This window comes from Pseudomonas sp. E1BtOHC1, assembly GCF_058744285.1.
The window spans coordinates 6,196,307-6,221,908 of the sequence record NZ_CP196023.1; the positions used below are offsets into that span (position 1 = coordinate 6,196,307).

Genomic DNA, 25,602 nt, shown 5'->3' on the forward strand with positions numbered 1-25,602 from the left:
TTTTTCATGGGGGCTGAGAATTATTTCTTCAAGCCGAGCTTCTTCAACTCTTCATCCCGCAGCTCGCGACGCAGGATCTTGCCGACGTTGGTGGTCGGCAGGGCATCGCGGAACTCCACCGCCTTGGGCACCTTGTAACCGGTGACATTGGCGCGCATATGTTCCATCACCTGCTCCTTGGTCAAGGTGACCCCTGGCTTGGCGACAATGAAGATCTTGATGGTCTCGCCGGACTTTTCGTCCGGTACGCCGATCGCCGCGCACTGCAGGACGCCCGGCAGGGAAGCCAACACGTCTTCCAGCTCGTTGGGGTACACGTTGAAACCCGAGACCAGGATCATGTCCTTCTTGCGGTCGACGATGCGGATATAGCCATCCGGCTGAATCAGGGCGATGTCACCGGTCTTCAACCAGCCTTCGCTGAGGACTTCGTCAGTGGCGTCCTGACGCTGCCAGTAGCCCTTCATTACCTGCGGGCCCTTCACGCACAGTTCACCCACTTCCCCCAGGGGCAGCTCGTCGCCGGCGTCGTTGATCACCCGACACAGGGTTGAAGGCACCGGAATACCGATGGTACCGATCTGGATGTTCTGGATCGGGTTGACCGTGGCCACCGGACTGGTCTCGGTCATGCCGTAGCCTTCGCAGATCGGGCAATTGGTGACCGACTTCCAACGCTCGGCGGCCGCCAGTTGCAGGGCCATGCCCCCGGACAGGGTGACTTTGAGCGCGGAAAAATCCAGCTTACGGAACGCTTCGTTGTTGCACAGGGCAACGAACAGCGTGTTAAGACCGACAAAACCGCTGAACTTCCACTTCGACAGTTCCTTGACCATCGCCGGCAGGTCCCGCGGGTTGCTGATCAGGATGTTGTGGTTGCCCATGAGCATGATGGCCATGCAATGGAAGGTGAACGCATAGATGTGGTACAGCGGCAGCGGAGTGATGAGGATCTCGCAACCTTCATTGAGGTTGGAGCCCATCAGCGCCTTGCACTGCAGCATGTTGGCCACCAGATTGCGGTGGGTCAGCATCGCGCCCTTGGCCACGCCGGTGGTGCCGCCGGTGTATTGCAGAACCGCCACGTCGCCGCTGGCAGGGTTGGCTTCCTGTACTGGCTGGCCGTGGCCCTTGCTCAGCACATCATTGAACTTGACGGCCTGAGGCAGGTGATAAGCCGGTACCATCTTCTTCACGTACTTGACCACACTGTTGATCAGCACACGCTTGAAGGTCGGCAAAAGGTCCGCCACTTCGGTGACGATCACGTGCTTGACCCCGGTCTTGGGGACCACGGTCTCTGCCAGGTGAGCCATGTTGGCCAGGCAGACCAGGGCTTTGGCTCCGGAGTCGTTGAACTGGTGCTCCATCTCCCGCGCGGTATACAGCGGGTTGGTGTTGACCACGATCAGGCCGGCGCGGATAGCACCGAATACCGCAATCGGGTATTGCAACAGATTGGGCAATTGCAGGGCGATTCGATCGCCAGGCTGCAAATCGGTATGCTGTTGCAGGTACGCGGCAAAGGACCCGGACAGTTCGTACAGCTCACCGTAAGTGATTGTCTTGCCGAGGTTGCTAAAGGCCGGTTTGTTAGCGAAACGTTGGCAGGATTGCTTCAACACCGCCTGAATATTCGGATACTCGTCAGGATTGATATCGGCAGCAATCCCAGCTGGGTACTTATCCTTCCAAAAGTCTTCGATCATGGAAGCCCACTCCTCAGCAACGCGAATTCATCACCGCATTTGATGCGATTATTATTTGTCTGTGTTTTTTATTGGTGTCTATTGTTGGTGAGTCTGGCTTTTACTTAGGCCGAGAAGTCACAAAGCGCGCCGAGAGTAGCAGCTTTGGAAAAGGCCGCCTAGAGCCAAAGAAGGCCTGAATAGTCACATTTTTGACTCAAGACCATTTAATAGTCATTTTTAGAGTAAAAATTCTACAACCTTGAATTCCGCTCTGGCACGGGGCTTTGCGCCCCATGAATGCATCGCGGGCAAGCCCGTTGAGCCAACAGGCTTGCCCGCGATGTAGAAATCCAGGGTCAGGCGATGTCGCGCAGCTCGCGACGCAGGATCTTGCCCACAGGCGTCATCGGCAGAGACTCACGCAGGACGATGTGCTTGGGCACTTTGTAACCCGTGAAATTCTCCTTGCAATAGGCCTTGAGCTCTTCAAGGCTGACCCCCGCCTCACGGGGCACCACAAACAGCTTCACCGCCTCGCCGGAACGCTCGTCCGGCACCCCGATCACCGCACAGTTGGCGACCTTGGGGTGAGCCATGACCACATCCTCGATCTCGTTGGGGTAAACGTTGAAACCCGAGACGATGATCATGTCCTTCTTGCGATCGACGATGCGCACGAAACCATCGGGATCGATCACCGCAATATCGCCGGACTTGAACCAACCCTCGGCATCCAGCACTTCGGCCGTGGCTTCCGGCTTGTTCCAGTAGCCCTTCATGATCTGTGGCCCCTTGATGCACAGCTCACCACGCTCGCCAAGCGGCTGCTCCACCCCTTGGTCGTCGATGACTTTCAGGGTAGTACCCGGAACGGGTAGGCCCACGGTGCCCAGGCGCGATCGGTCGCCATAGGGGTTGGTACAAGCTACCGGCGAGGTCTCGGTAAGACCGTAACCTTCGGTGATCCGGCAGCCGGTGAGTTTCTGCCAGCGCTCAGCCGTGGCCTTGACCAGCGCGGTGCCACCGGAGTTGGTCAGCTTGAGGTTGGAGAAGTCCAGGTTCTTGAACTCCGGATGATCCATCAAGGCCACGAACAGCGTGTTGAGCCCCAGCAAGGCGGAAAAACGCCAGTTCTTCAGTTCCTTGATAAAGGCACCGATATCCCGCGGATTGCTGATCAGCACGTTGTGGTTGCCCGTGACCATCATGCACATGCAGTTCGCGGTGAAGGCATAGATGTGGTACAGCGGCAGCGGCGCGATCATCACTTCCTGCCCTTCACGCCACTGGGTATGACCGTCGGGCCCGTGCTGGCCGAGGCAGGCCCGGGCCTGCTGCATGTTGGCCACCAGGTTGCCGTGGGTCAGCATCGCGCCTTTGGCCAGACCGGTGGTACCGCCGGTGTACTGCAGCACGGCGACATCATCGAGCCCCACCTGCAGCGGCTTGATTCCCTGGCCACGCACCAGACGCAGGGCACTCTTGAAGGAAATGGCCTGAGGCAGGTGATAGGCCGGAACCATCTTCTTGACCTTGTCCACCACTGTATTGACCAACCAGCCCTTGGCGGTGGGCATCAGGTCACCCATCTTGGCCTCGATCAGGAACTGGATCTCGGTATCCCCCAGGACTTCCTGGACCTTCTGCCCGAAGACATTCAGATAGACCAGGGCCCGGGCTCCTGAATCCTTGAACTGATGACGCATCTCACGGGCGGTGTACAGCGGGTTGGTGTTGACCACCACCAGACCGGCCCGCAGGGCACCGAAGACCGCGATCGGGTACTGCAGGACGTTGGGCATCTGCACCGCAATACGATCCCCCGGAACCAGATCGGTATGGCTTTGCAGATATCCGGCAAAGGCCGCGCTGTAGCGTTCCAGCTCGGCGTAGGTCAGGGTCACCCCCATATTGCTGAAGGCCGGGCGATCAGCAAATTTCTTGCAGGAACGCTCAAACACCTCGATCACCGACTTGAAGGCCCCCAGGTCAATCTCGTTGGGGACGCCGGCGGGGCGTTTATCATTCCAGAAATCAGGTTGCATTATTCTTGTCCTCTCATTACCTGAACGGTCCGGGCCGCCTCTGTAACGCTGTCAGCGGCGGGGCTCCTCGGACGTTAGCAGCTATGGCGATTCAGGCAAATATGCGCAAGTGTGTCATTAATTTTGTGAATCTTGCTTCCAACAGGCCGGCGAATCAGACGCACACGCGGCGATACGCTATAAAGTGCAGCGTCTTCGTGCAAAGGAATCGCCATGACCCACGACACGTTCTGGTTGACCACGAGTGATCACCAACGCCTCTTCGTCAACCTATGGCTGCCCGAGAGTCCGCTCAAGGCGGTGATCCTGCTGTCCCACGGCATGGCCGAGCACAGCGGGCGTTATGCCCGCCTGGCCACTGCCCTGTGCGCCGAGGGTTATGGAATCTATGCCCCGGATCAGCGCGGCCACGGTAAAACCGCGGAACACGGCGTCCTCGGCCACTATGCGGACCAGGGTGGCTGGAGCAAGGTGGTCGGCGACCTGGCCAGTCTCAACCAGCACATCGGCCAGCAACACCCCGGCACGCCCATCGTATTGCTGGGCCACAGCATGGGCAGCTACATCGCCCAGGCCTACCTGCAACATCACAGCGCCAGCCTCCACGGGGCGATTCTCAGCGGCTCGAACTTCCAGCCGGTGGCCCTGTACCGCGCCGCCAACCTGATCGCGCGGCTCGAACGCTGGCGCCAGGGCGGCCAGGGACGCAGCGCACTGATCGAGTGGCTGTCGTTCGGCTCCTTCAACAAGGCCTTCAAACCCAATCGCACGGCCTTCGACTGGCTCAGCCGCGATCCGGACGAAGTCGACAAGTACGTGAACGACCCGCTGTGCGGCTATCGCTGCACCAACCAGCTGTGGATCGACCTGTTGGGTGGCCTGCAGCAAATCAGCAAGATTTCCAATCTGACGCAGATCGATCCCGGCCTGCCATTGTTGGTCATGGGTGGAGAATGTGATCCGGTGAGCGATGGCAAGCGTCTCAAGGATCTGGCCAACGCATTGCGCGAGGCCGGCAGCCAGTGCCTGCAGCTCAATATCTACCCGCAGGCACGTCATGAGCTGTTCAACGAAAGCAACCGTGATCAAGTGACCCACGACGTACTGGCCTGGCTGGACCAAGCGCTGCAACACCGCCGGCCTCCCCGGTCGGAGTAAGCGACGGCGCGGTCAGTGCGTTCATCTACCTGTCAGAGGATTTCAGCAACATGACCCAGGTTACCAACACCCCTTACGAAGCCCTGGAAGTCGGTCAGACCGCCCAGTACAGCAAGACCGTCGAGGAGCGTGACATCCAGCTGTTCGCCGCCATGTCCGGCGACCACAACCCGGTGCACCTGGATCCCGAGTTCGCCGCCGCCACCATGTTCAAGGAGCGCATTGCCCACGGCATGTTCAGTGGCGCCCTGATCAGTGCCGCCGTGGCCTGCGAACTGCCTGGCCCGGGCACCATCTACATCGGCCAGCAGATGAGCTTCCAGAAGCCGGTGAAGATTGGCGATACCCTGACCGTACGCCTGGAAATCCTCGAGAAACTGCCGAAATTCCGTGTACGCATCGCCACCCGCGTGTTCAACCAGCGCGACGAGCTGGTGGTGGACGGCGAAGCCGAGATCCTCGCCCCACGCAAGCAACAGACCGTGACCCTGCCGACCCTGCCGGCCATCACCATCGGCTAAACCCCGCCCCACGCAATCCCGCAGGAGTCGGTTTGCCGGCGAAGGCTTTGCTCGTGTCATGGCTTGCCAGTACATTCGCCGGCAAGCCAGCTCCTACCGTTTGCTGCCCTCCTCGACCTGCACGCTGGCGGTCATGCCGGCGCTCAGGTTGATGCCTTCAGGCACCTTGTCCAGTTTGATCCGCACCGGGATCCGCTGGGCCAGGCGCACCCAGTTGAAGGTCGGCTCCACTTCCGCCAGCAGTTGCCCGTCAGGGGTGGCGTTGCGGTCGGTGATCCCCCGGCTGACGCTTTCCACATGGCCCTGCAGGGCATCGCCGGCACTCATCAGCCAGACCTTTACCGGGTCGCCGACCTGGATTCGCGGCAGTTTGGTTTCCTCGAAATACGCCTGGACGTAGAACGTCGAATCATCGATCAGTGCCATCACTGGCTGCCCGGCATTGACGTAGTTGCCCTCGGCCAGGCGCAGGTTGGTGATATGTCCGTTACGGGGCGCGTGCACCTGACTGCGGGCCAGATTGAGTTCTGCGACCTTGGCCTCGGCCTGGGCCTGACGCAGTTCACCCCGGGCAATGCCGGCGTTGATCTGGGCGTTCTCCCGCAGCTCGGCGCTGATGGCCTGCGGACCAAGGGCTGCACGGCGACTGGCCTCGTGCTCGCGCAGACTCAACTGCTGCTGACGGGTCTGAACCACGGCCTGGGCCTTTTCCAGGGCCGCCTCGAACCGGTCGCGGTCGATGCTCAACAACAAGTCTCCGGCCTTCACCTGCTGGTTGTCCGCCACCTTGAGCTCGCGCACCCAGCCGGATACGTCCGGGGCCACGATCACCACGTCGGCGTGAATCCGCGCATCCCGGGTCCAGGGCGTAAGCATGTAGTACTGCCACAGGTGATAACCGGCGAAGATCGCCACCGCCACCAGGCACAGGGTAAACACGACACGTACAGGTGTACGCATAATCAACTCCTCATAAAGGTCCCAGGACCACAGTGATCACCGTCAACACACAGACGTAAAGGGCACAATCGAACAGTGCTTCATGCCAGATCCAGCGCCCCAGCCCAGTGACCCGCACCAGCACCCGCAGGACGCCAGTGACCACCAGCGCCAGCACCACATAAATCAGGAACGGGCTGAGCAGCACCCCGCCCAACGACCACTCACGCAGCCCCATGACTGTCCTCCTGCTGCCGGCACCAACTGCGCCAGCTGTTTTGCAATTGCAGCACCGCACCCTTGGCCAGCTTCAGCGCGTCACTGGGTGGCTGCCGGTCCAAAGCCTCGAGCAAGGCCGCACTGGGCGCCGCCAGGGCTTCCTGGCGCCGACCGGCCGGGCCCTCTTCGAGGATGCGTTGCAACTGCTCGAAATACTCCCGTTGCGCCGCACTCACCGGCACCTGGGCCACCGCCAGGCTCAGGCGCAAATGCATCAGTTCATCGCCGATGTCCAGGCCTAACAGACCATCGTCCCAGCGACTGCGGGCCGGCTCCGGCAACTCCGGGTAATGCCGGGCCAGTTGCAGCAGGCGATCGGCCATGCGCCCGCCGAACCAGCTTTCCGCGCCTCGCAGGTTGCGCCGGGTCAAACGCACCAGATCACTCAGGGTCGCCGCCAGCAGGCGCCGGCCATGCCAGGCCGGGTTACGCAGGATCAACAGGTGGAAGGCCAGGACCGCAGCGCCCACCCCCAGCACCATGGCCTGGGCGTTATTGAAGAAGCTGGCGACATCGAAACTCATGCGGTTCATCGGCGAAATCAACACGATGAAATGCAGGCAGAACGAAGTGGCAGTGGCGCCTATCTGTGGCTTGGCCATGCCCAAGGTGCCGAAGAACAGCGGCACGCCCATGGCCATGGCCAACATCGCAAAGCCGCTCCATTGAGGCAGGAGGATCTGCCCTACCAGGAACGCCGCCGGAATCGCCAGGAAGATTCCGCGCATGAAGCTCATGCCAATCTGCGCGCCGTTCTCACGGCTGGCGAACAGGCTGCAGACCACGCACGTCAGGAGCATGGCCCCGGAGGCTGCAGGCCAGGCAGTGGCCATCCAGAAGCTGGCCACCGTGAGAAACGCCAAGGCACTGCGGGCACCGAATACCAGGGCCAGCGACAGATCACGATGGGGAGTCAGGGTTGCCGGTTGCTCCACCGGCGCCCGCCCCTCCTGCACCGCGTCCAGGGCATGGGTTGCCGCCAGGGCGGTGTCCAGCAACAAGGCAAAACGCGCCAGGCAAAAGCTCTGCGCCGGACTGACCTGAAGATCATGGGAAGCCTCCTGCAGGCGTGGACGCAGCGCCTGTAGATCAGCTTTGTCGGCCGCCGCCAGGGCCTGCTGAACCTGATCCATCCAGGGCTGGAGTTGCCGGGCTTCGTCGGCGTCCAGTTGTTTCCACTGGCGCCGCACCGAACGGGAAATCCGCAACAGCATCAGCAGCTTCTGGCTCAGGCCGCTGATGGCCCGAGCGCGCTGTCGCCCCAAAGGGCCTTCGAACCAGGCGTGTTCACGCTGGGAATCCACGGCGACGATGCGCCCGAGAATTTCCAGCAGGCCCTTGCGCGCCAGGGCATCGCCGGCCAGGGTCGCGCGGGCTGCCTGCATGCCACTCTGCCAGGCGCTGCGGGCCTGCTCGGCCAGTTGGCGCTCTACCCGCATCGGCCAGATCAGGGCACTGCTGGCAGTGGCGCAGATGATCCCCAGGGAGATCTCCGTGCAACGGGCCACCGCCTGATCGAACACCCCCAAAGGATGACTGATGGCAGGCAAGGCAATGATCGCCACGGTGTAGCCGGCCAGCACAAAGGAGTAGGACCAGGCACTGCGCAACAGGGTCGAACTGGCGGTGCACACGCCCAGCCACAACGCCAGGGCCAGCAGAAACAGCCAGGGAGTCTGGGCGAACAGCCCCATGAACAGCACCGACATGAGGGTGCCAATCAGGGTTCCCAGCAGCCGTGCCAGGCCCTTCTGCAGCACCATCCCGGACAACGGCTGGGCAACGATGAAGGCAGTCATCAGGGCCCAGGCCGGCTGCTCCAGGCCCCAACGCAACGCCAGCCACAGCGCCAGGCCGCCACCAAGCAGAGTCTTGATCGCGAACTGCACGGCAGCAAGGCTGGGAGCAAGCAAGGCCTGCAAGGTAATGGGCACGAACAAGGACTCTCGGTGGGACTGAATAACCATAGTCGGGATCGCCACGAGTGGGCGCGAGCTAATTATTAGCTAGCTAACTAATTCACGTCCAGCACTAAATCGTGGGCATAAAAAAACGCCAGACTGGCTGGCGTTTTTGACAGGCTTTAACGGTTACGAACGGGCACGGGCCTGGTTGCGCAAGGCTTTGACCTGATCATGATTGCGTTGCACGCCGTGGTACTGGCGCTCCACCACATCACGAATACCCACCAGGTTGTGCTTGCTGATTTTCTCCAGCGCCTCTTTATAGGACTTCAAGGCATGGTCTTCACCACGCTCGGCCTCGTTGAGCACCGACTCCTCGTCCTTGCCGGTCACCAGTGACTTGAGGTCGACCCAACGACGGTGCAGATCGCCGCTGACGCTGGTGGAGGTTTCCGGATCGCCGCCCATGGAACGCACCACGGACTGCAGTTCTGCCGCGGCTGTAGCGCAATCGGTGGAGCGCTTGATGAACAGCGCCTTGAGTTCTGGGTGCTTGATGTCTTCGGCACAGGTCTTGAACCCCTCCTGACCATCCTTACTGGTCTCGATCAGGCTGTTGAGCACCGAAATTGCTTCTTTATTCAAGTCAGTCATTTTCTGGTTCCTTGCGGGTTAGGAGAGTTGAGTCAACTACTGAGTTAACTGCTGAGCTAACCGTTGCACCCGCCATGCCAGACTTTGAATTTATATTTTTTACTTAATTTTCAATAACTTAATTTTTATTGAAAAATCTGTATCCGCGTTATTTGCATGATCTGTCATTTGGCCTGCATGCAGAATGCCTGTATTTTCCAAGGCGTTCGAATCACACGAAAGTTGCGCCATGACCCCCGAGACACTTGAACTGCTGATCACCCGGGAAATGCCCTTCGGCAAGTACAAGGGCCGCATCCTGGCCGACCTGCCCGGCCCCTATCTGAATTGGTTCGCCCGCGAAGGCTTTCCCAAGGGCGAGCTTGGCGGCCTGCTGGCCCTGATGCAGGAGATCGATCACAACGGCCTGTCCGACCTGCTGGACCCGCTGCGCGCCAAACACGGCAAACCCAAGCCCCGTCACTGAAAAAGAGCCCACCATGCCAAGGACTGCAGCAACGCTTGCCCACGACGAAGACCATTGGCGCGCGATCGCCCGGCAATTCGACATCGACCCCGGACCGATCAATCTGGAGAACGGCTATTTCGGGCGCATGACTCGCAAGGTGGCCGAGGAGTATCAACACAATATCCAGTGGGTGAACCGCAGCAACTCGGTGCATGTCCGTCAGCGCTTCGAACAGATCGAGGCCCTGCAGATCCGTAGCCAACTGGCAGACCTACTGGAAGCCCCGGAGAATGCCGTGGCCCTCACCCGCTGTGCTTCCGACGCCCTGCAATCCTTGATCCGCAACTACAACCGCCTGCAACCCGGCGACCAGGTGCTGCTCAGCGACCTGGAGTACGACACGGTGAAAAGCGCGATGCGCTGGCTGGCCCGTCACCGGGGTGTGGAAGTGATAGAGATCGAGCACCAGCACCCTGCCAGTTTTGACAGCCTGCTCGACACCTATAAAAGCGCGTTCGAACGTTACCCGCGACTCAAGCTGATGCCGCTGACCTATGTCACCCATCGCAGCGGACTGGTCATGCCAGTCCAGGCCATTGCCGCCGCCGCCTGGGAACACCAGGTCGACATCATTCTCGACGGTGCCCATGCCCTGGGGCAGATCGAATTCGACCTGCCCCGGCTGGGCATCGCCTTTGCCGGCTTCAACCTGCACAAATGGATCGGTGCGCCACTGAGCCTGGGCTTTATCTATATCCACCCGGAACGCCTGGAGGATATCGACCCGGACATGGGTGAGTTCCACTTCCCCGCCGACGACATCCGGGCTCGAACGCCCTACAGCACACCCAACATCCCGGCGCTGATGACCTTGCCCCTGGTGTTCGAGGAACATCGAGCCATGGGCGGTTCCGCGGCCAAGGGCGCACGCCTGAACTACCTGCGCGCGACCTGGACCGAAGCAGTCCGCGAGACGCCAGGGATCGAAATCCTGACCCCGCAAGATCCGCGCCTGTGCTGCGCCATCAGCGCCCTGCGCTTTACCCGCCACACCAACCAGCAAGCCCTGGTGGAGCGCCTGCTGCGCGACTACAACCTGTTCGCCGTGACCCGCACCGGTGCCGGTTTTGGCCCCTGCATCCGCATCACCCCGGGGCTGGTGACACCTATTGAGCATATCCAGCACTTGATCGAAGCCCTGGGCGAATTGGCCAACCCATGACTCTTCCCCCTTGCGCGAAGGGGGGAGTTTTTCTCCAGGCAAAAAAAAACGGTGCACCGACCAAGCGCACCGTAAAGCCGTAGAACACACCAACGAATCGGGTAAAGACTTCAGTCCAGCAGAGACAGGGCCTCGGCCGTGCACTCTTGAATCCGTGCCCAGTCGCCGTTCTTGATCCACTCGGGATCGAGCATCCAGCTACCGCCCACGCACATCACATTCTTCAAGGCCATGTAGCTCTTGATATTGGCCGGGCCGACGCCGCCTGTCGGGCAGAATTTCACCTCGCCGAACGGACCGCCCAGGGCCTTGATCGCCGCCACGCCACCGCTGACTTCAGCCGGGAACAGCTTGAAGCGGCGATAACCCAGGGCATACCCCTCCATGATCCCGGAAGCATTGCTGATCCCCGGCAACAGCGGGATCGGGCTGGCCACACTGGCCTGCAACAGGTCACGGGTGATGCCCGGGGTGACGATGAACTGCGAACCCGCCGCTTCGGCCGCTGCCAGCATCTGCGGATCGAGCACGGTGCCGGCACCGGTCACCAGTTCCGGACGCTGCTCGCGCAGGATCTGGATGGCCTTGAGGCCGAACTGCGAACGCAGAGTCACTTCCAGGGCCGTCAGGCCGCCTGCCGCCAGGGCGTCTGCCAGTGGCAGCACATCCTGCTCACGGGCAATGGTGATCACCGGCAGAATCCGCGCCTTGGCGCAGAGGCTGTCGATCAGGGCAACTTTGTCCGCCATGGAAACGGTCGGGGGTAGGTTTGTCATAGCGGCTGATCCTTGGCTCATGGGCACCAGTAAATCTCTAACGGGGTTTGCAGGAAGGCGCGAATCGGCATTTCGGCAACAGCGTCACCGGCCAGTGCGGCACTCAGGGTGGTCAGCTTGGACTGACCGGAAATCGACAACAGCTGATTGCGGGCCGACGCCAGCAAGGCCCGGCTCATGCTCAGGCGCTGATGGGGCACGGTCGGTGCCAGCATTGGCCAGCAGCGACGGGTGCCATCGACCAGAAGCGCTTCGGCCAGGTTCGGGCTGTTGGGGAACAGCGAGGCGGTATGACCGTCATCGCCCATGCCCAGCACCAGCACATCGATACCCGGCAACTCGGACAACAGACGATCCGCCTGCCGCGCCGCTTCTTCCAGGTTGGCCGCAGCGCTATAGAGGCTGAGGAAGTTGGCCTTGGCCACCGGCCCCTGGAGCAGATAGCGCTTGAGCAGGCCGGCATTGCTGTCGGCATGTTCCACCGGCACCCAACGCTCGTCCGCCAGAGTAATCAGCACCTTGGACCAGTCCAGCTCCTGCTTCACCAGGGCCTGGAAAAAACCCACCGGGCTACGGCCACCGGACACCACCAGGGTCGCGTTGCCACGGACGGCAATAGCCTCGCGCAGCAGCTCGGCCACTCTCAGTGCCTGGCCTTCAGCCAACAGGGTCGGGCTGCGGAATTCGTGGGTTGCTACACCCGCCGGCAGTTGCAAATCAGATATCGCCATACCAAGACCTCCCGTCCCGCGTGATCAGTGCAATGGAGCTCATCGGCCCCCAGGACCCGGCCGCATAGGGCTTGGGTGCATCACCGGATTTCTTCCACCCGGCGATCAACTGGTCACACCACTTCCACGCGGCTTCGATTTCATCTTTGCGGACAAACAGGTTCTGATTGCCGCGCATCACTTCCAGCAACAACCGCTCGTAGGCATCGGGAATCCGCGCACTGCGATAGGTATCGGAAAAATTCAGCTGCAACGGACCGCTGCGCAGTTGCATGCCCTTGTCCAGGCCTTGTTCCTTGGTCATCACCCGCAGGGAAATACCTTCGTCCGGTTGCAGGCGGATGATCAGCTTGTTGCTGATCTGCAGGCGCTGCTCGGGGGCGAAGATATAGTGCGAAGGCTCTTTGAAGTGGATGACGATCTGCGACAACTTCTGCGGCATGCGCTTGCCGGTGCGCAGGTAGAACGGCACTCCGGCCCAACGCCAGTTGCGGATATCGGCTCGCAGGGCAACGAAGGTTTCGGTGTCGCTCTGGGTGTTGGAGTTTTCTTCCTCCAGGTAACCCGGAACCGATTGGCCCTCGCTGTGACCGGCAATGTACTGGCCACGCACCACCTGGGTGGTCAGGCCTTCCGGGCTGATGGGCGCCAGGGCCTTGAGCACCTTGACCTTCTCGTCACGGATGCTGTCGGCGGACAGGTCGGCCGGCGGGTCCATGGCGATCAGGCACAGCAACTGCAGCAAGTGGTTCTGGATCATGTCCCGCAGCTGGCCGGCCTTGTCGAAATAGCCCCAACGGCCTTCGATGCCAACCTTCTCGGCCACGGTGATTTCCACGTGGGAGATGTAGTTCTGGTTCCACTGGGTTTCGAACAGGCTGTTGGCGAAACGCAGGGCGATCAGGTTCTGCACCGTCTCCTTGCCCAGATAGTGGTCGATCCGATAGATGCGATTTTCCGGGAAGAACTGGGCCACCGCGTCGTTGACCTTGCGCGACGAATCCAGGTCTGAACCAATGGGCTTTTCCAGGACCACGCGAGTGTGCTGGTTGAGCCCGACCCTGGACAGGTTCTCGCAGATCGCGCCATACACCGCCGCCGGGGTGGCGAAGTAGGCGATCAGGCGCTGTTCGCTGCCAGCGCGCTCGGCCAGGGCCACGTAGTCCTCGGCCTTGAGGAAGTCCACATGCAGGTAGCTCAGGCGAGCGAGAAAAGTCTGCAGGACGGCGCTATCGATGTCCTTGTCGCCGACGTACTTGCGCAGCTCGGTTTCGATATTCGCCAGGTGCTCTTGCTCGGTGCCCGGCTCACGGGCCAGGGCCAGAATCCGCGTGTCGTCATGCAACAGACCGGCGGCATCGAGTTGGTACAAGGCAGGAAACAGCTTACGCAGCGCCAGATCGCCCAGCGCGCCGAACAAGGCAAAAGTGCAGGGTTCAACCGTTATCGAAGGCATGATGTTTGTTCTTTTATCAAGTTAAGCTACAAATACCTTTTTTCAAGGCATCACTCAAGGAAAAATGTAGTAATAAACACAACATTTTTACAAAATACAGATTCCAGGTGGTGGTCGATCCAGGCCATCAGTAGGATAGGCCACCTCTCAACTTCGCATTGCAGGCGCTTGTCGCGGCTCTGCCGCTGCGCCTGACTAGCCGATCTAGGAAACTTTAATGGACCGAGTGCGAAATCTTCTGGAGCAGATCCAGAACCGCCTTGAAGAACTGAACAAGGCGGAACGTAAAGTCGCTGAAGTCATCCTGCTCAACCCGCAGCAGGCGACTCGCTTCAGCATCGCTGCGCTGGCCCAGGCCGCCTCGGTCAGCGAGCCGACGGTCAATCGCTTCTGCCGCTCCTTCGGTGTCAGCGGTTACCCGGAACTCAAGCTGCAACTGGCCCAGAGCCTGGCCAGCGGCGCCGCGTACGTCAGCCGCGCCGTAGAGGCCGACGACAACCCGGAAGCCTACACACAAAAGATCTTCGGCAGTGCCATCGCCTCCCTGGACAGCGCCTGCCAGGCCCTGGACCCGAACCTGATCAGCAAGGCCGTTGACCTGTTGATTCAGGCTCGGCAGATCCACTTCTTCGGCCTCGGTGCCTCGGCCCCGGTGGCCATGGATGCACTGCACAAATTTTTCCGCTTCAACCTGGCAGTGACGGCCCATGCCGACGTATTGATGCAGCGCATGATCGCCTCGGTGGCCCACACCGGCGAATTGTTCGTGATCATTTCCTACACCGGCCGTACCCGAGAGTTGGTGGAAGTGGCGCGCATTGCCCGAGAAAACGGCGCTTCGGTGCTGGGGCTGACCGCGGAAAACTCGCCGCTGGCCAAGGCCAGTACCTTGAGCCTGAACATTCCGCTACCGGAAGACACCGACATCTACATGCCGATGACGTCGCGGATCATCCAGCTCACCGTGCTTGATGTGCTGGCCACCGGCATGACCCTGCGCCGCGGCGTGGACTTCCAGCCGCACCTGCGCAAGATCAAGGAAAGCCTCAACGCCAGCCGCTATCCGGTGGGCGACGAGTTCAATTGAGGTAGTTCCGTTCGCCGGCTCCTACACCGCAGCGCGCGCCTGCAGACTCAGGTGCGCCTGCTCCCCCGGCGCCAGGCATAGGCTGTCGGTGCCCCCGGCAGCCGCTTCGACACAGACGAACCGCGACACCTCGTTCCAGCTCACCCCCAGCAAGGGCCGAGTGCCGGGATGCCAGACCACGGTGTCGGCATCGTCACCGGTATCAATGCATAACTCACGCTGCCAGGCGTGATCCTTGAGCTGCAACTCCCCTTCGTGCTGGAACACCCGCTGGCACCCGCCCTCGACCCGCAACTCGCCCTGCTGCTGACAGACCTGGCGGTTCAACTGGTCGTACCCCTGGGCACCATCAAGCCCAGACAGCGCTACCTCGCCGACATCACCAATACGCCAGTAGGCGTGCAAAGCCTGACTCAACTGACAAGGTTCACTGTCCTGATGCTCGGTGCTCAGACGCAGATCCATGCTTTGCCCCAAGTGCGCGTGCAGGTCGACCTTCCAGTCGCACAACTGCAATTGCCAGTGCAGGCGCACACCGTCGTCAGCGCTGCTGCTGTCCAGCAACTTCCAGTCCAACAGCCGCGCCCAACCGTGGGACGGCCAGGCATTTTCGCTGGGATGGCGCCCGTACCAGGGCCAGCAGACCGGCACCCCACCGCGAATTGCCCCCACTTGCGGCCACTTCGCAGCGCACCACAGCCAGGGCTTCTGCCCGGCCGGCTGAAAGTGCAGCAGCTGTGCGCCCTGGCGACTGAACACCGCCTGGCACAGCGGATGATCGATCACCAGCACATCGCGCAGCTGATAGCGCTCCCAGGCGAACACCGGGCGTTCGCGCAAGGATTTGAAAAAGCGTTGTAGCGGATGCTCATGCATGGGCCGCGGTCCTGAAAATCACTGCTGTCTCGATATTCATCAGGGGGACTGCGCCATCCCCACAAAAAAAAGCGGACGGCCCAGGCCATCCGCAAAATGCGCACATAGAGAAGGAGCTTATCGCAACAGCCCTAGAACACCGACTGAATTTTCAGACCGGCCACCAACGCGTTATCCACTTCATCCACACCGCCCGGGTGAGTGATGTACTGCAGGTTGGGGCGCACGGTCAGCCAGTTGGTGACGTGGAAACCGTAGTTGATCTCGTAGTTGTATTCCGTGTCGCGCAGCGGCATGTACAGCGCATTGTCATAGTTGCTGATGCCGTTGTCCTCGTTGATCAACTGGGCGTTCTTGCGCACATCGTCATTGACGTGGATACGCGCAAAACCGATGCCCACGTCATCCTTCGGACGCGCATCGAACGGCCCCTTGTACACGAACATCAACGACTGGTAGTTGTCGACGACGTTGGTGTCCTTGTCATGGAAAGTGGCGTTGGCGGCGATGTTCAGACCACGGGAAGCATCACCATTGTGCGTGGTGAGTTGCTGCTGCCCGACGAACCAGTAGCCGTGCTTGCTGTTGTGCACGCGATAGGCATCACCCGTGTCCGCGGCATCCTGACCGTTGACGTCCTTGCGCACATCATTGGCATCGGCCGTGCTCTTGTAGTAACCGACGCGGTACTCGCCCGGCAGGCTGTTGAGCTTGGGCGACCAGACCAGTTCCACCGGCAATACGGTGCCCTTGGTACCACTGCCGCTGAGCTTGAAGCCGTTGCCGTGCTCCAACTGCGACGGGTTCTGGTTGTAGGCGCCGATCTGCGCGTACAGCTCGGGAGTGATGTGGTACTTGATGCGCAGGGCCGCCTGGCTGACCGGCCAGTTGTACCAGATGCCGGTGGCCCAGTTGCCCACCTGGGAGCCACAGAAGGCCAGGTTCTGGAAATCGCAGGGAAAGGTGTTGAAGTCTTCGCCTTCGCCGAAGTAACCGGCCTTGACGTCCAGCTTGCCGTCGAGGAACTGGTGCTGAATCCACAGTTGGGTCAGACGGACCATATGGCCACGACCGTAAACCTCCTGGGAAGAGCTCAGGGTGCCGGCACGCGGGTCGCCGATGCGGTCGTTGGAAATGTTCTGACCGTTACGGTTGGTCAGTTGGATCTTGGCCTGGGTGTTGTCCCAACCCAGCAGTTTCTGCAGATCGAACGCCACGCCGAGGCCGAACTGGTCGCTGTAGCGCCCGGTCTTGTCGTCGTTGTAGCCGCCATGCAGGTTAGCGCCCATTTCACCGACGTAGTCGGCCTTGATGTCGATCCCCTGTTCGATCAGCTTGGTGCGCTCACCGCCCCAGTCGCCGGTCATCCACTTGGAGTCGGCGCTGAACGCCTCGTCAGCCATGGCATGGGCCGACAGGACCAATGCCGCAGCCGCTGACAACTGGCAAAGCAGCCGGGTATTGCTGTGTTGCTTTTTCATCCCTACATCCTCGTCTTTATTGTTATTAACGATTTATCCAACGCGGTTTACAGCGGGTGCGACGGATGACAGGCCATCCGCCACGGATTCAACGTCCCTTGAACTGCGCCACGTTGCCGCTACGGGACTCGGACACAGGCGCGCCGGCCGTTCCCAGGCGCTCGCCACTCTGGGCATCGAACAGCAGCACTCGGGCCGGATCGAACTGCAGTGTCAGGGTTTCCCCGGCCTCGGGCGCCTGATCCGGAGCCAGGCGGCAGCAGACCTTGGTGCCATTGAGCGTGACGAACACCAGGGTGTCGGGACCGGTGGGCTCGATCACCTGGACCTCGGCGCGCAGGGTCGGCAAACCGTTGGCTTCGGCGGGAGCCAGGGAAATCTGCTCCGGACGAATGCCGAGGATCACTTCACGGTCTTCAAGCCCCGCGTCCTGCATGCCCAGAGGCAGCTCGCAACGGGCCTGGCCACTGTCCAGCAGGGCCAGCAGGCGGCCTTCCTTGCGTTGCAGGCGCAGGGGGATGAAGTTCATCGGCGGCGAACCGATAAAGCTCGCCACGAACAGGTTGGCCGGGTCGTTGTAGATCTGCTTCGGGGTCCCGAACTGCTGGATGATCCCGTCCTTCATCACCGCCACCTTGTCACCCAGGGTCATGGCTTCGATCTGATCGTGGGTGACGTAGACCGTGGTGGTCTTCAGGCGCTGGTGCATCAGTTTCATTTCGGTGCGCATCTCGACCCGCAGCTTGGCGTCGAGGTTGGACAGCGGTTCGTCGAACAGGTAGATCTTCGGCCGCCGCGCCAGCGCCCGGCCCATGGCCACCCGCTGCTGCTGGCCACCGGAGAGCTGGCCCGGCTTGCGGGTCAGCAGGTGCTCGATCTGCAGCAGCTTGGCCACCCGCGCCACCTCCGCGTCGATCTCGGCGCTGGGCATCTTGCGGATCTTCAGGCCGAAGGCGATGTTGTCGCGCACGCTCATGGTCGGGTACAGCGCGTAGGACTGGAACACCATGGCGATGTCACGGTCCTTGGGGCTCATGCCGCTGATGTCGGCATCATCCACCAGGATCGCCCCGCCGCTGATGTTCTCCAGCCCGGCGATGCAGTTCATCAGGGTGGATTTACCGCAGCCGGACGGGCCGACGAGGATCAGGAACTCACCGTCGTCGATCTTCAGCTCGATGTTCTTCAGGGTGTCCGGCAGGCCGGCACCGTAGGTCTTGTTGACGTTGCGTAATTCGAGAGTTGCCATGCTTTACCCCTTGACCGCGCCGGACGTCAGCCCGCGCAGGAAATACTTGCCGGCGAAGATGTAGACCAGCAGTGTCGGCAGCCCGGCGATCATCGCCGCCGCCATATCAACGTTGTATTCCTTGGCCCCAGTGCTGGTGTTCACCAGGTTGTTCAGGGCCACGGTGATCGGTTGCGCGTCGCCGCTGGCAAACACCACGCCGAACAGGAAGTCGTTCCAGATCTGGGTGAACTGCCAGATCAGGCAGACCATGATGATCGGCACCGACATCGGCAGCAGGATCTTGCCGAAGATGGTGAAGAACCCGGCGCCGTCCAGGCGCGCCGCCTTGACCAGGGCATCGGGGATGCTCACGTAGTAGTTGCGGAAAAACAGCGTGGTGAAGGCCAGGCCGTAGACCACGTGCACCAGCACCAGACCGGTGGTGGTGTTGGCCAGGCCGAACTTGCCAAGGGTGAACGAGGCCGGCAGCAGCACAGTCTGGAACGGCAGAAAGCAGCCGAACAGCAGCAGGCCGAAGAACAGCTGGGAGCCGCGAAAACGCCACATCGACAGCACGTAGCCGTTCATTGCACCGATGAACGTGGAGATCAGTACCGCCGGCACGGTGATCTTCACCGAATTCCAGAAGTAGCCGCCCACGGTGTCCCAGGCCTTGATCCAGCCGATGCCGTCCACCACCTGAGGCCAGCTCAGCAGGTTGCCGGTGCGGATGTCTTCCGGGGTCTTGAAGCTGGTGAGCAGCATCACCACCAACGGAATCAGGTACACCGCCGCCGCCAGCAACAGCGTGGCGTAGATGGCGATCCGACTGAAATTCAGGGTTGGCTTGGCGAGGGAGTTATTCATGGCGCTTGCCTCGCAGTTCGGAGTACAGGTACGGCACCAGAATGGTCAGCACGGCCCCCAGCATCAGCATGGCACTGGCGGAACCGATGCCCATCTGGCCACGGCTGAAGGTAAAGGAATACATGAACATCGCCGGCAAATCGGAGGAGTAACCCGGGCCACCCGCGGTCATCGCCGCCACCAGATCGAAGCTCTTGATGGCGATGTGGGCGAGGATCATGAAGGCACTGAAGAACACCGGGCGCAGGCTCGGCAGGACGATCCTCAGGTAGATGGTCGGCAGGCTCGCACCGTCCACCTGGGCAGCGCGGATGATCGACTGGTCGACACCCCGCAGGCCGGCCAGGAACATCGCCATGACAAAGCCCGAGGCCTGCCACACGGCAGCGATCACCAGGCAATAGACCACCCGGTCCTGATCCACCAGCCAGTCCAGGCGAAAGCCTTCCCAGCCCCAGTCACGGAGCATCTTGTCCAGACCCAGGCCAGGGTTGAGCAGCCACTTCCAGGCGGTGCCGGTAACAATCATCGACAGTGCCATGGGGTACAGGTACACGGTGCGAATGAAGCCTTCCTTGCGGATGCGCTGGTCCAGCAACACCGCCAGGAACACCCCCAGCACCAGGCTGATGGCGATGAACATGCCGCCAAAGAGCGCGAGGTTCTTGCTCGCCACCCACCAGCGGTCGTTGTCCATCAAGCGCAGGTACTGCTGCAGGCCGACCCACTTGTAGCTCGGCATGAAGCTGGAATTGGTAAAGGACAGAATGAACGTCCAGATGATGTAGCCATAGAACCCCACCAGCACGATCACCATGCTTGGCGCCAGCACCAGCTTGGGCAGCCAGCGCTGCAGTGCGTCCAGGGGTGAGGCCTTGCTGAAAACCGCCACAGAGCTCATCGCAATAACCCGGTTGAAGAAATGGAACCTCTGCCTGCAGGAACCGGCTCGCCAGCGAACGGCACGACACGATGTACCGGGCACGGCGCTTCGCCGGCGAGCCGGCTCCTACACAGGGAGAGGTGGACAACGGGCCGCAGGCGAACCTGCGGCGCCAGACCTTACTGCGCGGCCTTGACCGCCGAGGCCAGTTGCGCACTGGCCTTGGCCGGGTCCGCATCCTTGTCGTTCATGAAGTTGGTCACCACGTCGAAGATCGCGCCCTGCACCGCCAGGGAAGTGGCCATGTTGTGCGCCATGCTCGGCTGCAGGCCGCCGGTCTTCTCGTCGGCCAGGAAATCCTTGGCCGCGGCTTGCGCACAGGAGTCGAAGCCCTCGGTACTCATGGCATTGAGCATGTCGGTACGTACCGGGATCGAGCCCTTGTTGATGCTGAAGACCTTCTGGAAGTCCTTGCCCAGGGCGACCTTGGCCAGGTCTTGCTGAGCGGCGATATCACCTTTGCGATCGGCCTTGAGCTTGAACACCGCCAGGGAGTCGATGTTGTAGGTGAAAGCCTTGTCGGTGCCCGGGAACGGCACGCACTGATAGTCCTTGCCGGCGACTTTCTTCGCCGCCGTCCATTCACTCTTGGCCCAGTCGCCCATCATCTGCATGCCGGCCTTGCCGCCGATCACGTCAGCGGCAGCGATGTTCCAGTCACGCCCGGCGCGGTTGGGGTCCATGTAGCCGGTGATCTTCTTCAGCTCGGTGAAGGCCTTGGTCATTTGCGCGCCGGAGAGGGTTTTCTGGTCCAGGTCCACCAGGGCTTTCTTGTAGCCCTCAGGGCCCATCACCGACAGCACCACATCTTCGAATACGGTGCTGTCCTGCCACGGCTGACCTCCGTGGGCCAGGGCAATGAAGCCCGCAGCCTTGAGCTTGTCGCCAGCGGCATAGAACTCTTCGAGGGTGGTCGGAGCCTTGTCGATCCCGGCCTTCTTGAACACTTCAGGGTTGATCCACAGCCAGTTGACCCGGTGGATGTTCACCGGCACCGCGACGTAGTCACCTTCGTACTTGACGGTATTGGCCACCTTGGACGACAGCAGGCCGTCCCAGTTTTCCGCCTTGGCCACGTCCTTGAGGGTGTCGGTGCTGAGCAAGCCGGTGCTGCCCCACTCCTGGATGTCCGGGCCCTTGATCTGTGCCACACCCGGTGGGTTGCCGGCCACGGCGCGGCTTTTCAGCACGGTCATCGCGGTCGAACCGCCACCACCGGCGACGGCGCCGTCCTTCCAGGTGAAACCGTCTTTTTCCACTTGGGCCTTGAGCACATCGACGGCGGCTTTTTCACCACCCGAAGTCCACCAGTGGACGACTTCCACGGAACCTTTGGAATCGGCGGCGAGGGCACTCAGGGGAAACAGAGAGGCAAGGGAAATGACAGTGGCGAGGCGAGAAATCGCATTCATTTGAAGTACCTTTCTTGTTGTTATGCATGCAAGTCTGGTGCTTGCGCTGCACACGAGTCTAAACAGCCTAGTCGAACGTTCGGGTAACGAAGCGACGGGGAAATGTCACGACATGGTTACACAAGGCCCGGAACAGACGCTTGGGCCAAAGCCGAGGCCATGCTCGGCGCCAGGGGCAGACGCGGAATCAGCACGGCTTGCCAGGCGTGATAGAGGTCCGGCTTGCCGCCCCAGATTTCGGCGGCCGGGCGGTTGTCGCTGCCCAGTTCGTGATGCCAGCTACCCTGTTGGCGATCGATGAAGTGCGCTTCGCAGAACTCCCAGAAAAGCCGGTACCAGGTCTCGTACTGCTCTTGGCCGGTGCGCCTGAGCAAGGCGCTGGCGGCGGCGCTGGCCTCGGCGTGAGTCCAGTGCAGACGCTGGCGAACCACCGGCCGGTTGTCCCAGTCCAGGGTGTAGACAATGCCCGGGGCACCGTCCACGTCCCAGCCGTAGCGACAGTTACTCTCGAACAAGCGCTGCGCATCCAGCGCCAGCCAACCCGGAGTCAACATGCCGGCCTGGACCCGCGATGCCTCCAGGTGCAACAGCAGGCGCGCCCACTCGAAACCGTGGCCCGGCGTGGTGCCGAAGGGACGGAAACCGTCGGCGGGGCAGGCCTGGTTGTAGTCCCGCACAGGCTGCCAGGACGGATCGAAATGCTCGATCACCATGAAGTCATTGGCTGCGGCGTGCTGATGGATCAGCCGTTCGACGATGCGCAGCGCGCGGTTGAGCCAGCGCGGGTCCTGGGTGACATCGGCCAGGGCCAGGAAGGCCTCGGTGGCGTGCATGTTGCTGTTGGCGCCGCGATAGGCTTCCTGCTCGCTCCAGTCGCGGTTGAAGGACTCGCCCATGGCGCCCTCCTCCTCGCTCCAGAAATGCCCGTCAATGACCCGGATCGCCTCCGCGAGCAGGGCTTCGGCACCGGGCCGCCGCGCCACCACTGCGGAGCTGGCGGCCAGGGCGACAAAGGCATGCAGATAGGCAGCCTTGGTGCTGTTGCCATCCGCGTGACCGGCCACGGCGAACCAGCCACCGTGCTCGGCATCACGCAACGGGCCCATGAGGGCGGCGATGCCGTGGTCCACCAGCCCGGCGTAACCCGGCAAGCCCTGGATATGGGCCATGGCAAAACTGTGGGTCATGCGCGCGGTGTTCATGGTTTCGGCCAGGGCGCCGACGGGCAGGCAGCCCTGGGCATCGAGGTTGCCGAAGCCTTCGGCGAGCCGTGAAACCTTGGCGAAATCCAGCAGGCGCAGGCCTTCGGCGGCGAGCCAGGAATGGTGAGCGGGCGCGTTCAGCCAACTGCGCAGCGGCAGGGGAAGAGAGTCCATGGGTGACCTGTTGTTGTTTTTATCGAAGGCTTGAGTCTAATCAAGCCGCCGGCAACCGCAGGTAACGAAGGGCCCGCACAATGTCACCAAACGGTGACATTACCCTCCGTCCCGTAGGAGCCGGCTTGCCGGCGAAAAGGCCCTTGAGTGCTGTAGCGCCCTTGAGGACGCCTTCGCTGGCAAGCCAGCTCCTACACAAGCCAGCACTTACACCGGCCGGTAGGTCAGTCGAAGGTCCGGGGCAGGTACAGGGTTACCCGCAGGCCGCCTTCGCGCAGGTTCTGCAGGCTGACTTCGCCGCCATGGCTGTGGGCAATGTTGCGCGCAATACCCAGGCCCAGGCCGTAGCCCTGCTGCTGGCCGGCAAGACGGAAGTGCGGTTCGAAGACTTGCTCCAGACGTTGCTCCGGTACGCCGGGGCCTTCGTCGTCGACATGCAGGACAAAGCCGCTGTCGTCGTCTTCGATGTGCAGGTGAGCGTTCTGTCCGTACTTCAGGGCATTGTCGATCAGGTTACCCATGCAGCGCTTGAGCGCCAGGGGCTTGCCCGGGTAGCTGGCCAGGGCCCGGCCCTGCTGGGTCACGCGGCCATTGCCGTTGGGTGCCAGATAAGGCTCTACCAGGCAGTCGAGTACCTGATTGAGGTCCACCGGTTCGATGTTCTCGTGGATGTCGGTGTCCTTGACGCATTGCAGCGCGCCTTTGACCAGCAGCTCCAGTTCGTCCAGGTCGCGACCGAACTTGGTTTGCAGTTGCTCGTCCTCCAGCAGTTCCACCCGCAGGCGCAGGCGGGTAATGGGGGTGCGCAGGTCATGGGAGATGGCGCTGAACAGCTGGCTGCGCTCGGTCAGGTAGCGACTGATGCGTTCGCGCATGCTGTTGAAGGCCCGGCCCACCTCCACCACTTCACTGCCGCCGCCCTCCGCTACCGGCTCGACATCCGCCCCCAGGGACATGTCCCGAGCCGCCCGGGCCAGGCGCTTGAGGGGCCGACTCTGCCAGTGCACCAGCAGGCCGATGAACAGCAGCAGAAAACCGCTGGTAAGAAGGATGAACCACACTTGCTGCGCCGGCAGGCCCTGTTCTTCGAGGCTGGTGTAGGGTTCGGGCAGGAGCGAGGCGATGTACAGCCATTCTCCCGGGGCCATCTGGATCTGGGTCACCAGCACCGGTGGGTTCACCGGCTCAAGGGTCAGGGCGTAATGGGCCCAGGAGCGGGGCAGTTCGTCGAGTTTGAGGCCGCCATTGAAGATCCGCAGATCATCGGGGCTGACAAAGGTCACGGAAATGTCCGCGTCGTTGCCCAGGGACTGGCGCAACACTTGCTCCACCGCCTGCAATACCGCCTCTTTACGCGGGGTGGCGGGCAGCACCTGCATGCCCAGGGGCTTGTCATTGAGGGTCACGACAAAACGAGTACCGCCCATGCTGCGCAACTGGTCGAGCACCAAGGGGCGATAAGCCACCGGCAGCGAACGCAGGTAGCTGACGCTGGCGGTCATCGAGTGCGCCAGGCTGCGGGCGCTGGTCACCAGGCCCTCGAGCTGGGTGGCGCGCAATTGTGAAACCCAGATCACGCTGGACAGGGCCTGGGCAAACAACACCGCCAGCAAGGTCAGCAGGAGCATGCGCCCCAGTAGAGAGCGGGGCATCGGCACCCGTCGCAATACCCCGCGCAACGCCTCAGTGACCATTGCCGGCAACCACATTGGCTGCCAATTGATAGCCACTGCCACGCACGGTACGGATCAGCCGCGGCGGCTTTTCCGTGTCCCGCAGACGCTGGCGCAGGCGGCTGACGGCCATGTCGACGATGCGGTCCAGGGGCATCAGGTCGCGCCCGCGGGTGGCGTTGCCGATGGTGTCGCGATCGAGGATTTCCTGGGGGTGGTCGAGGAACAGCTTGAGCAGGGCGAAGTCGGCGCCGGAGAGGATCACCTCCTCGCCGTCGTTATGAAACAACCGATGACTGATCACATCCAGGCGCCACTCGTCGAAGCACAACACTTCGCCGGCAACCCGCTCCTGAGCGAACTGGGCGCGGCGCAGCAGGGCCTTGATCCGTGCCTGCAGTTCGCGGGGGCTGAAGGGTTTGCCCAGATAGTCGTCGGCCCCCAGCTCCAGGCCGATGACCCGGTCGGCCTCGTCGGAACTGGCGGTGAGCATGATGATCGGCACCTGGCTGCGCCGTGGATGCTGGCGAATCCAGCGGCACAGGCTGAAGCCGTCTTCGTCGGGCAGCATCACGTCGAGGATCACCAGGTCGCTGGGCGCCTCGCTCAGGGCCTGGCGAAAGCCGGCGCCATCGGCGGTGGTGCGCACCTGGAAACCGCAGCGGCTGAGGTAGGTGTCCAGCAGCTCGCGAATTTCCTGATCGTCGTCAACCAACAAAATCGACTTACTGACTGAACTCACCGGGGCCGTCCTTATTGTTAGGCAGGGAGCGCGATTATGCCTGATGGTGGGAGGCCTGTTACGGCCTCTTCGCCGGCAAGCCGGCTCCTA

23 protein-coding genes are annotated in these 25,602 nt (G+C 61.7%); 5 read left to right on the plus strand and 18 right to left on the minus strand.

The genetic code is table 11. From position 1 onward, the window contains the following. Nucleotides 1-20: 20 nt before the first annotated feature. Both fadD1 and fadD2 read right to left on the minus strand, forming a co-directional pair. The gene (fadD1, locus tag ACSSVC_RS27970) at nt 21-1,709 is read right to left on the minus strand and encodes a long-chain-fatty-acid--CoA ligase FadD1 (protein ID WP_346632392.1); all 1,689 of its coding nucleotides are present in this window, start codon (nt 1,707-1,709) and stop codon (nt 21-23) included. Between the two features lie 338 nt (nt 1,710-2,047). Then, nucleotides 2,048-3,736, minus strand: a complete 1,689-nt coding sequence (gene fadD2, locus ACSSVC_RS27975) for a long-chain-fatty-acid--CoA ligase FadD2 (RefSeq protein ID WP_492611735.1) — start codon at nt 3,734-3,736, stop codon at nt 2,048-2,050. A 213-nt stretch (nt 3,737-3,949) separates the two neighbouring features. Here fadD2 and ACSSVC_RS27980 point away from each other — a divergent pair, with 213 nt between their 5' ends. Together ACSSVC_RS27980 and ACSSVC_RS27985 are read left to right on the plus strand one after the other, a co-directional pair. Next, the gene (locus ACSSVC_RS27980) at nt 3,950-4,894 is read left to right on the plus strand and encodes an alpha/beta hydrolase (RefSeq protein WP_346632394.1); all 945 of its coding nucleotides are present in this window, start codon (nt 3,950-3,952) and stop codon (nt 4,892-4,894) included. Between the two features lie 50 nt (nt 4,895-4,944). Next, on the plus strand, nt 4,945-5,415 hold the full coding sequence (locus ACSSVC_RS27985) for a MaoC family dehydratase (RefSeq protein ID WP_011062855.1): 471 nt from the start codon (nt 4,945-4,947) through the stop codon (nt 5,413-5,415). Between the two features lie 93 nt (nt 5,416-5,508). Here the strand turns inward: ACSSVC_RS27985 and ACSSVC_RS27990 are convergent, their stop codons facing one another. The 4 genes from ACSSVC_RS27990 to ACSSVC_RS28005 all read right to left on the minus strand — a co-directional run bounded on the left by ACSSVC_RS27990 (nt 5,509) and on the right by ACSSVC_RS28005 (nt 9,191). After that, entirely contained in the window at nt 5,509-6,375 is an 867-nt protein-coding gene (locus tag ACSSVC_RS27990) for an efflux RND transporter periplasmic adaptor subunit (RefSeq protein ID WP_492611736.1), read from the minus strand. Nucleotides 6,376-6,385: 10 nt separating this feature from the next. Next, nucleotides 6,386-6,592, minus strand: coding sequence for a DUF1656 domain-containing protein (locus ACSSVC_RS27995; protein ID WP_102860611.1), 207 nt, complete (start codon nt 6,590-6,592; stop codon nt 6,386-6,388). Next, nucleotides 6,579-8,567 (minus strand): FUSC family protein, encoded by a 1,989-nt coding sequence (locus ACSSVC_RS28000; RefSeq protein WP_492612593.1) that lies wholly within the window; start codon nt 8,565-8,567, stop codon nt 6,579-6,581. The genes ACSSVC_RS27995 and ACSSVC_RS28000 overlap by 14 nt, the downstream gene beginning before the upstream one ends. Before the next feature lie 156 nt (nt 8,568-8,723). Continuing rightward, on the minus strand, nt 8,724-9,191 hold the full coding sequence (locus ACSSVC_RS28005; RefSeq protein ID WP_346632397.1) for a ferritin-like domain-containing protein: 468 nt from the start codon (nt 9,189-9,191) through the stop codon (nt 8,724-8,726). Nucleotides 9,192-9,420: 229 nt separating this feature from the next. On the opposite strand from ACSSVC_RS28005, the gene ACSSVC_RS28010 reads away from it, so the two are divergent. Next, entirely contained in the window at nt 9,421-9,657 is a 237-nt protein-coding gene (locus tag ACSSVC_RS28010) for a DUF3820 family protein (RefSeq protein WP_025126856.1), read from the plus strand. 13 nt (nt 9,658-9,670) lie between these two features. Beyond that, a complete protein-coding gene (locus ACSSVC_RS28015) occupies nt 9,671-10,861 on the plus strand; it encodes an aminotransferase class V-fold PLP-dependent enzyme (RefSeq protein WP_492611737.1) in 1,191 nt (396 codons plus the stop codon). A gap of 110 nt (nt 10,862-10,971) precedes the next feature. Here the strand turns inward: ACSSVC_RS28015 and ACSSVC_RS28020 are convergent, their stop codons facing one another. From ACSSVC_RS28020 to zwf, 3 genes are read right to left on the minus strand one after another with little or no spacing between them, the layout of a single operon-like run. Beyond that, nucleotides 10,972-11,637 (minus strand): bifunctional 4-hydroxy-2-oxoglutarate aldolase/2-dehydro-3-deoxy-phosphogluconate aldolase, encoded by a 666-nt coding sequence (locus ACSSVC_RS28020; protein ID WP_042940567.1) that lies wholly within the window; start codon nt 11,635-11,637, stop codon nt 10,972-10,974. Nucleotides 11,638-11,654: 17 nt separating this feature from the next. Beyond that, nucleotides 11,655-12,368: a 6-phosphogluconolactonase gene (gene pgl / locus ACSSVC_RS28025; protein WP_492611738.1), complete on the minus strand. Its 714-nt coding sequence runs from the start codon at nt 12,366-12,368 to the stop codon at nt 11,655-11,657. Further along, a complete protein-coding gene (zwf, locus tag ACSSVC_RS28030; protein ID WP_346632401.1) occupies nt 12,355-13,824 on the minus strand; it encodes a glucose-6-phosphate dehydrogenase in 1,470 nt (489 codons plus the stop codon). The genes pgl and zwf overlap by 14 nt, the downstream gene beginning before the upstream one ends. A gap of 226 nt (nt 13,825-14,050) precedes the next feature. On the opposite strand from zwf, the gene ACSSVC_RS28035 reads away from it, so the two are divergent. Continuing rightward, a complete protein-coding gene (locus tag ACSSVC_RS28035) occupies nt 14,051-14,911 on the plus strand; it encodes a MurR/RpiR family transcriptional regulator (protein ID WP_170001736.1) in 861 nt (286 codons plus the stop codon). Between the two features lie 21 nt (nt 14,912-14,932). On the opposite strand, the gene ACSSVC_RS28040 is transcribed toward ACSSVC_RS28035, so the two are convergent. The 9 genes from ACSSVC_RS28040 to ACSSVC_RS28080 form a co-directional block, all read right to left on the minus strand. Further along, nucleotides 14,933-15,787, minus strand: a complete 855-nt coding sequence (locus ACSSVC_RS28040) for a D-hexose-6-phosphate mutarotase (protein WP_346632402.1) — start codon at nt 15,785-15,787, stop codon at nt 14,933-14,935. Between the two features lie 131 nt (nt 15,788-15,918). Continuing rightward, nucleotides 15,919-17,268, minus strand: a complete 1,350-nt coding sequence (locus ACSSVC_RS28045; RefSeq protein ID WP_346632403.1) for a carbohydrate porin — start codon at nt 17,266-17,268, stop codon at nt 15,919-15,921. 88 nt (nt 17,269-17,356) lie between these two features. Then, nucleotides 17,357-18,517 (minus strand): ABC transporter ATP-binding protein, encoded by a 1,161-nt coding sequence (locus ACSSVC_RS28050; protein WP_492611739.1) that lies wholly within the window; start codon nt 18,515-18,517, stop codon nt 17,357-17,359. A 3-nt stretch (nt 18,518-18,520) separates the two neighbouring features. After that, entirely contained in the window at nt 18,521-19,366 is an 846-nt protein-coding gene (locus tag ACSSVC_RS28055; RefSeq protein WP_346632405.1) for a carbohydrate ABC transporter permease, read from the minus strand. After that, nucleotides 19,359-20,267, minus strand: coding sequence for a carbohydrate ABC transporter permease (locus ACSSVC_RS28060; protein WP_346632406.1), 909 nt, complete (start codon nt 20,265-20,267; stop codon nt 19,359-19,361). The genes ACSSVC_RS28055 and ACSSVC_RS28060 overlap by 8 nt, the downstream gene beginning before the upstream one ends. 161 nt (nt 20,268-20,428) lie before the next feature. Next, nucleotides 20,429-21,721 (minus strand): ABC transporter substrate-binding protein, encoded by a 1,293-nt coding sequence (locus ACSSVC_RS28065; RefSeq protein WP_346632407.1) that lies wholly within the window; start codon nt 21,719-21,721, stop codon nt 20,429-20,431. Between the two features lie 116 nt (nt 21,722-21,837). Continuing rightward, entirely contained in the window at nt 21,838-23,097 is a 1,260-nt protein-coding gene (locus ACSSVC_RS28070; protein WP_492611740.1) for a D-mannose isomerase, read from the minus strand. 224 nt (nt 23,098-23,321) lie between these two features. Then, entirely contained in the window at nt 23,322-24,791 is a 1,470-nt protein-coding gene (locus ACSSVC_RS28075) for an ATP-binding protein (protein ID WP_346632409.1), read from the minus strand. Beyond that, entirely contained in the window at nt 24,781-25,512 is a 732-nt protein-coding gene (locus tag ACSSVC_RS28080) for a response regulator (RefSeq protein WP_346632410.1), read from the minus strand. The genes ACSSVC_RS28075 and ACSSVC_RS28080 overlap by 11 nt, the downstream gene beginning before the upstream one ends. Nucleotides 25,513-25,602: the final 90 nt, after the last annotated feature.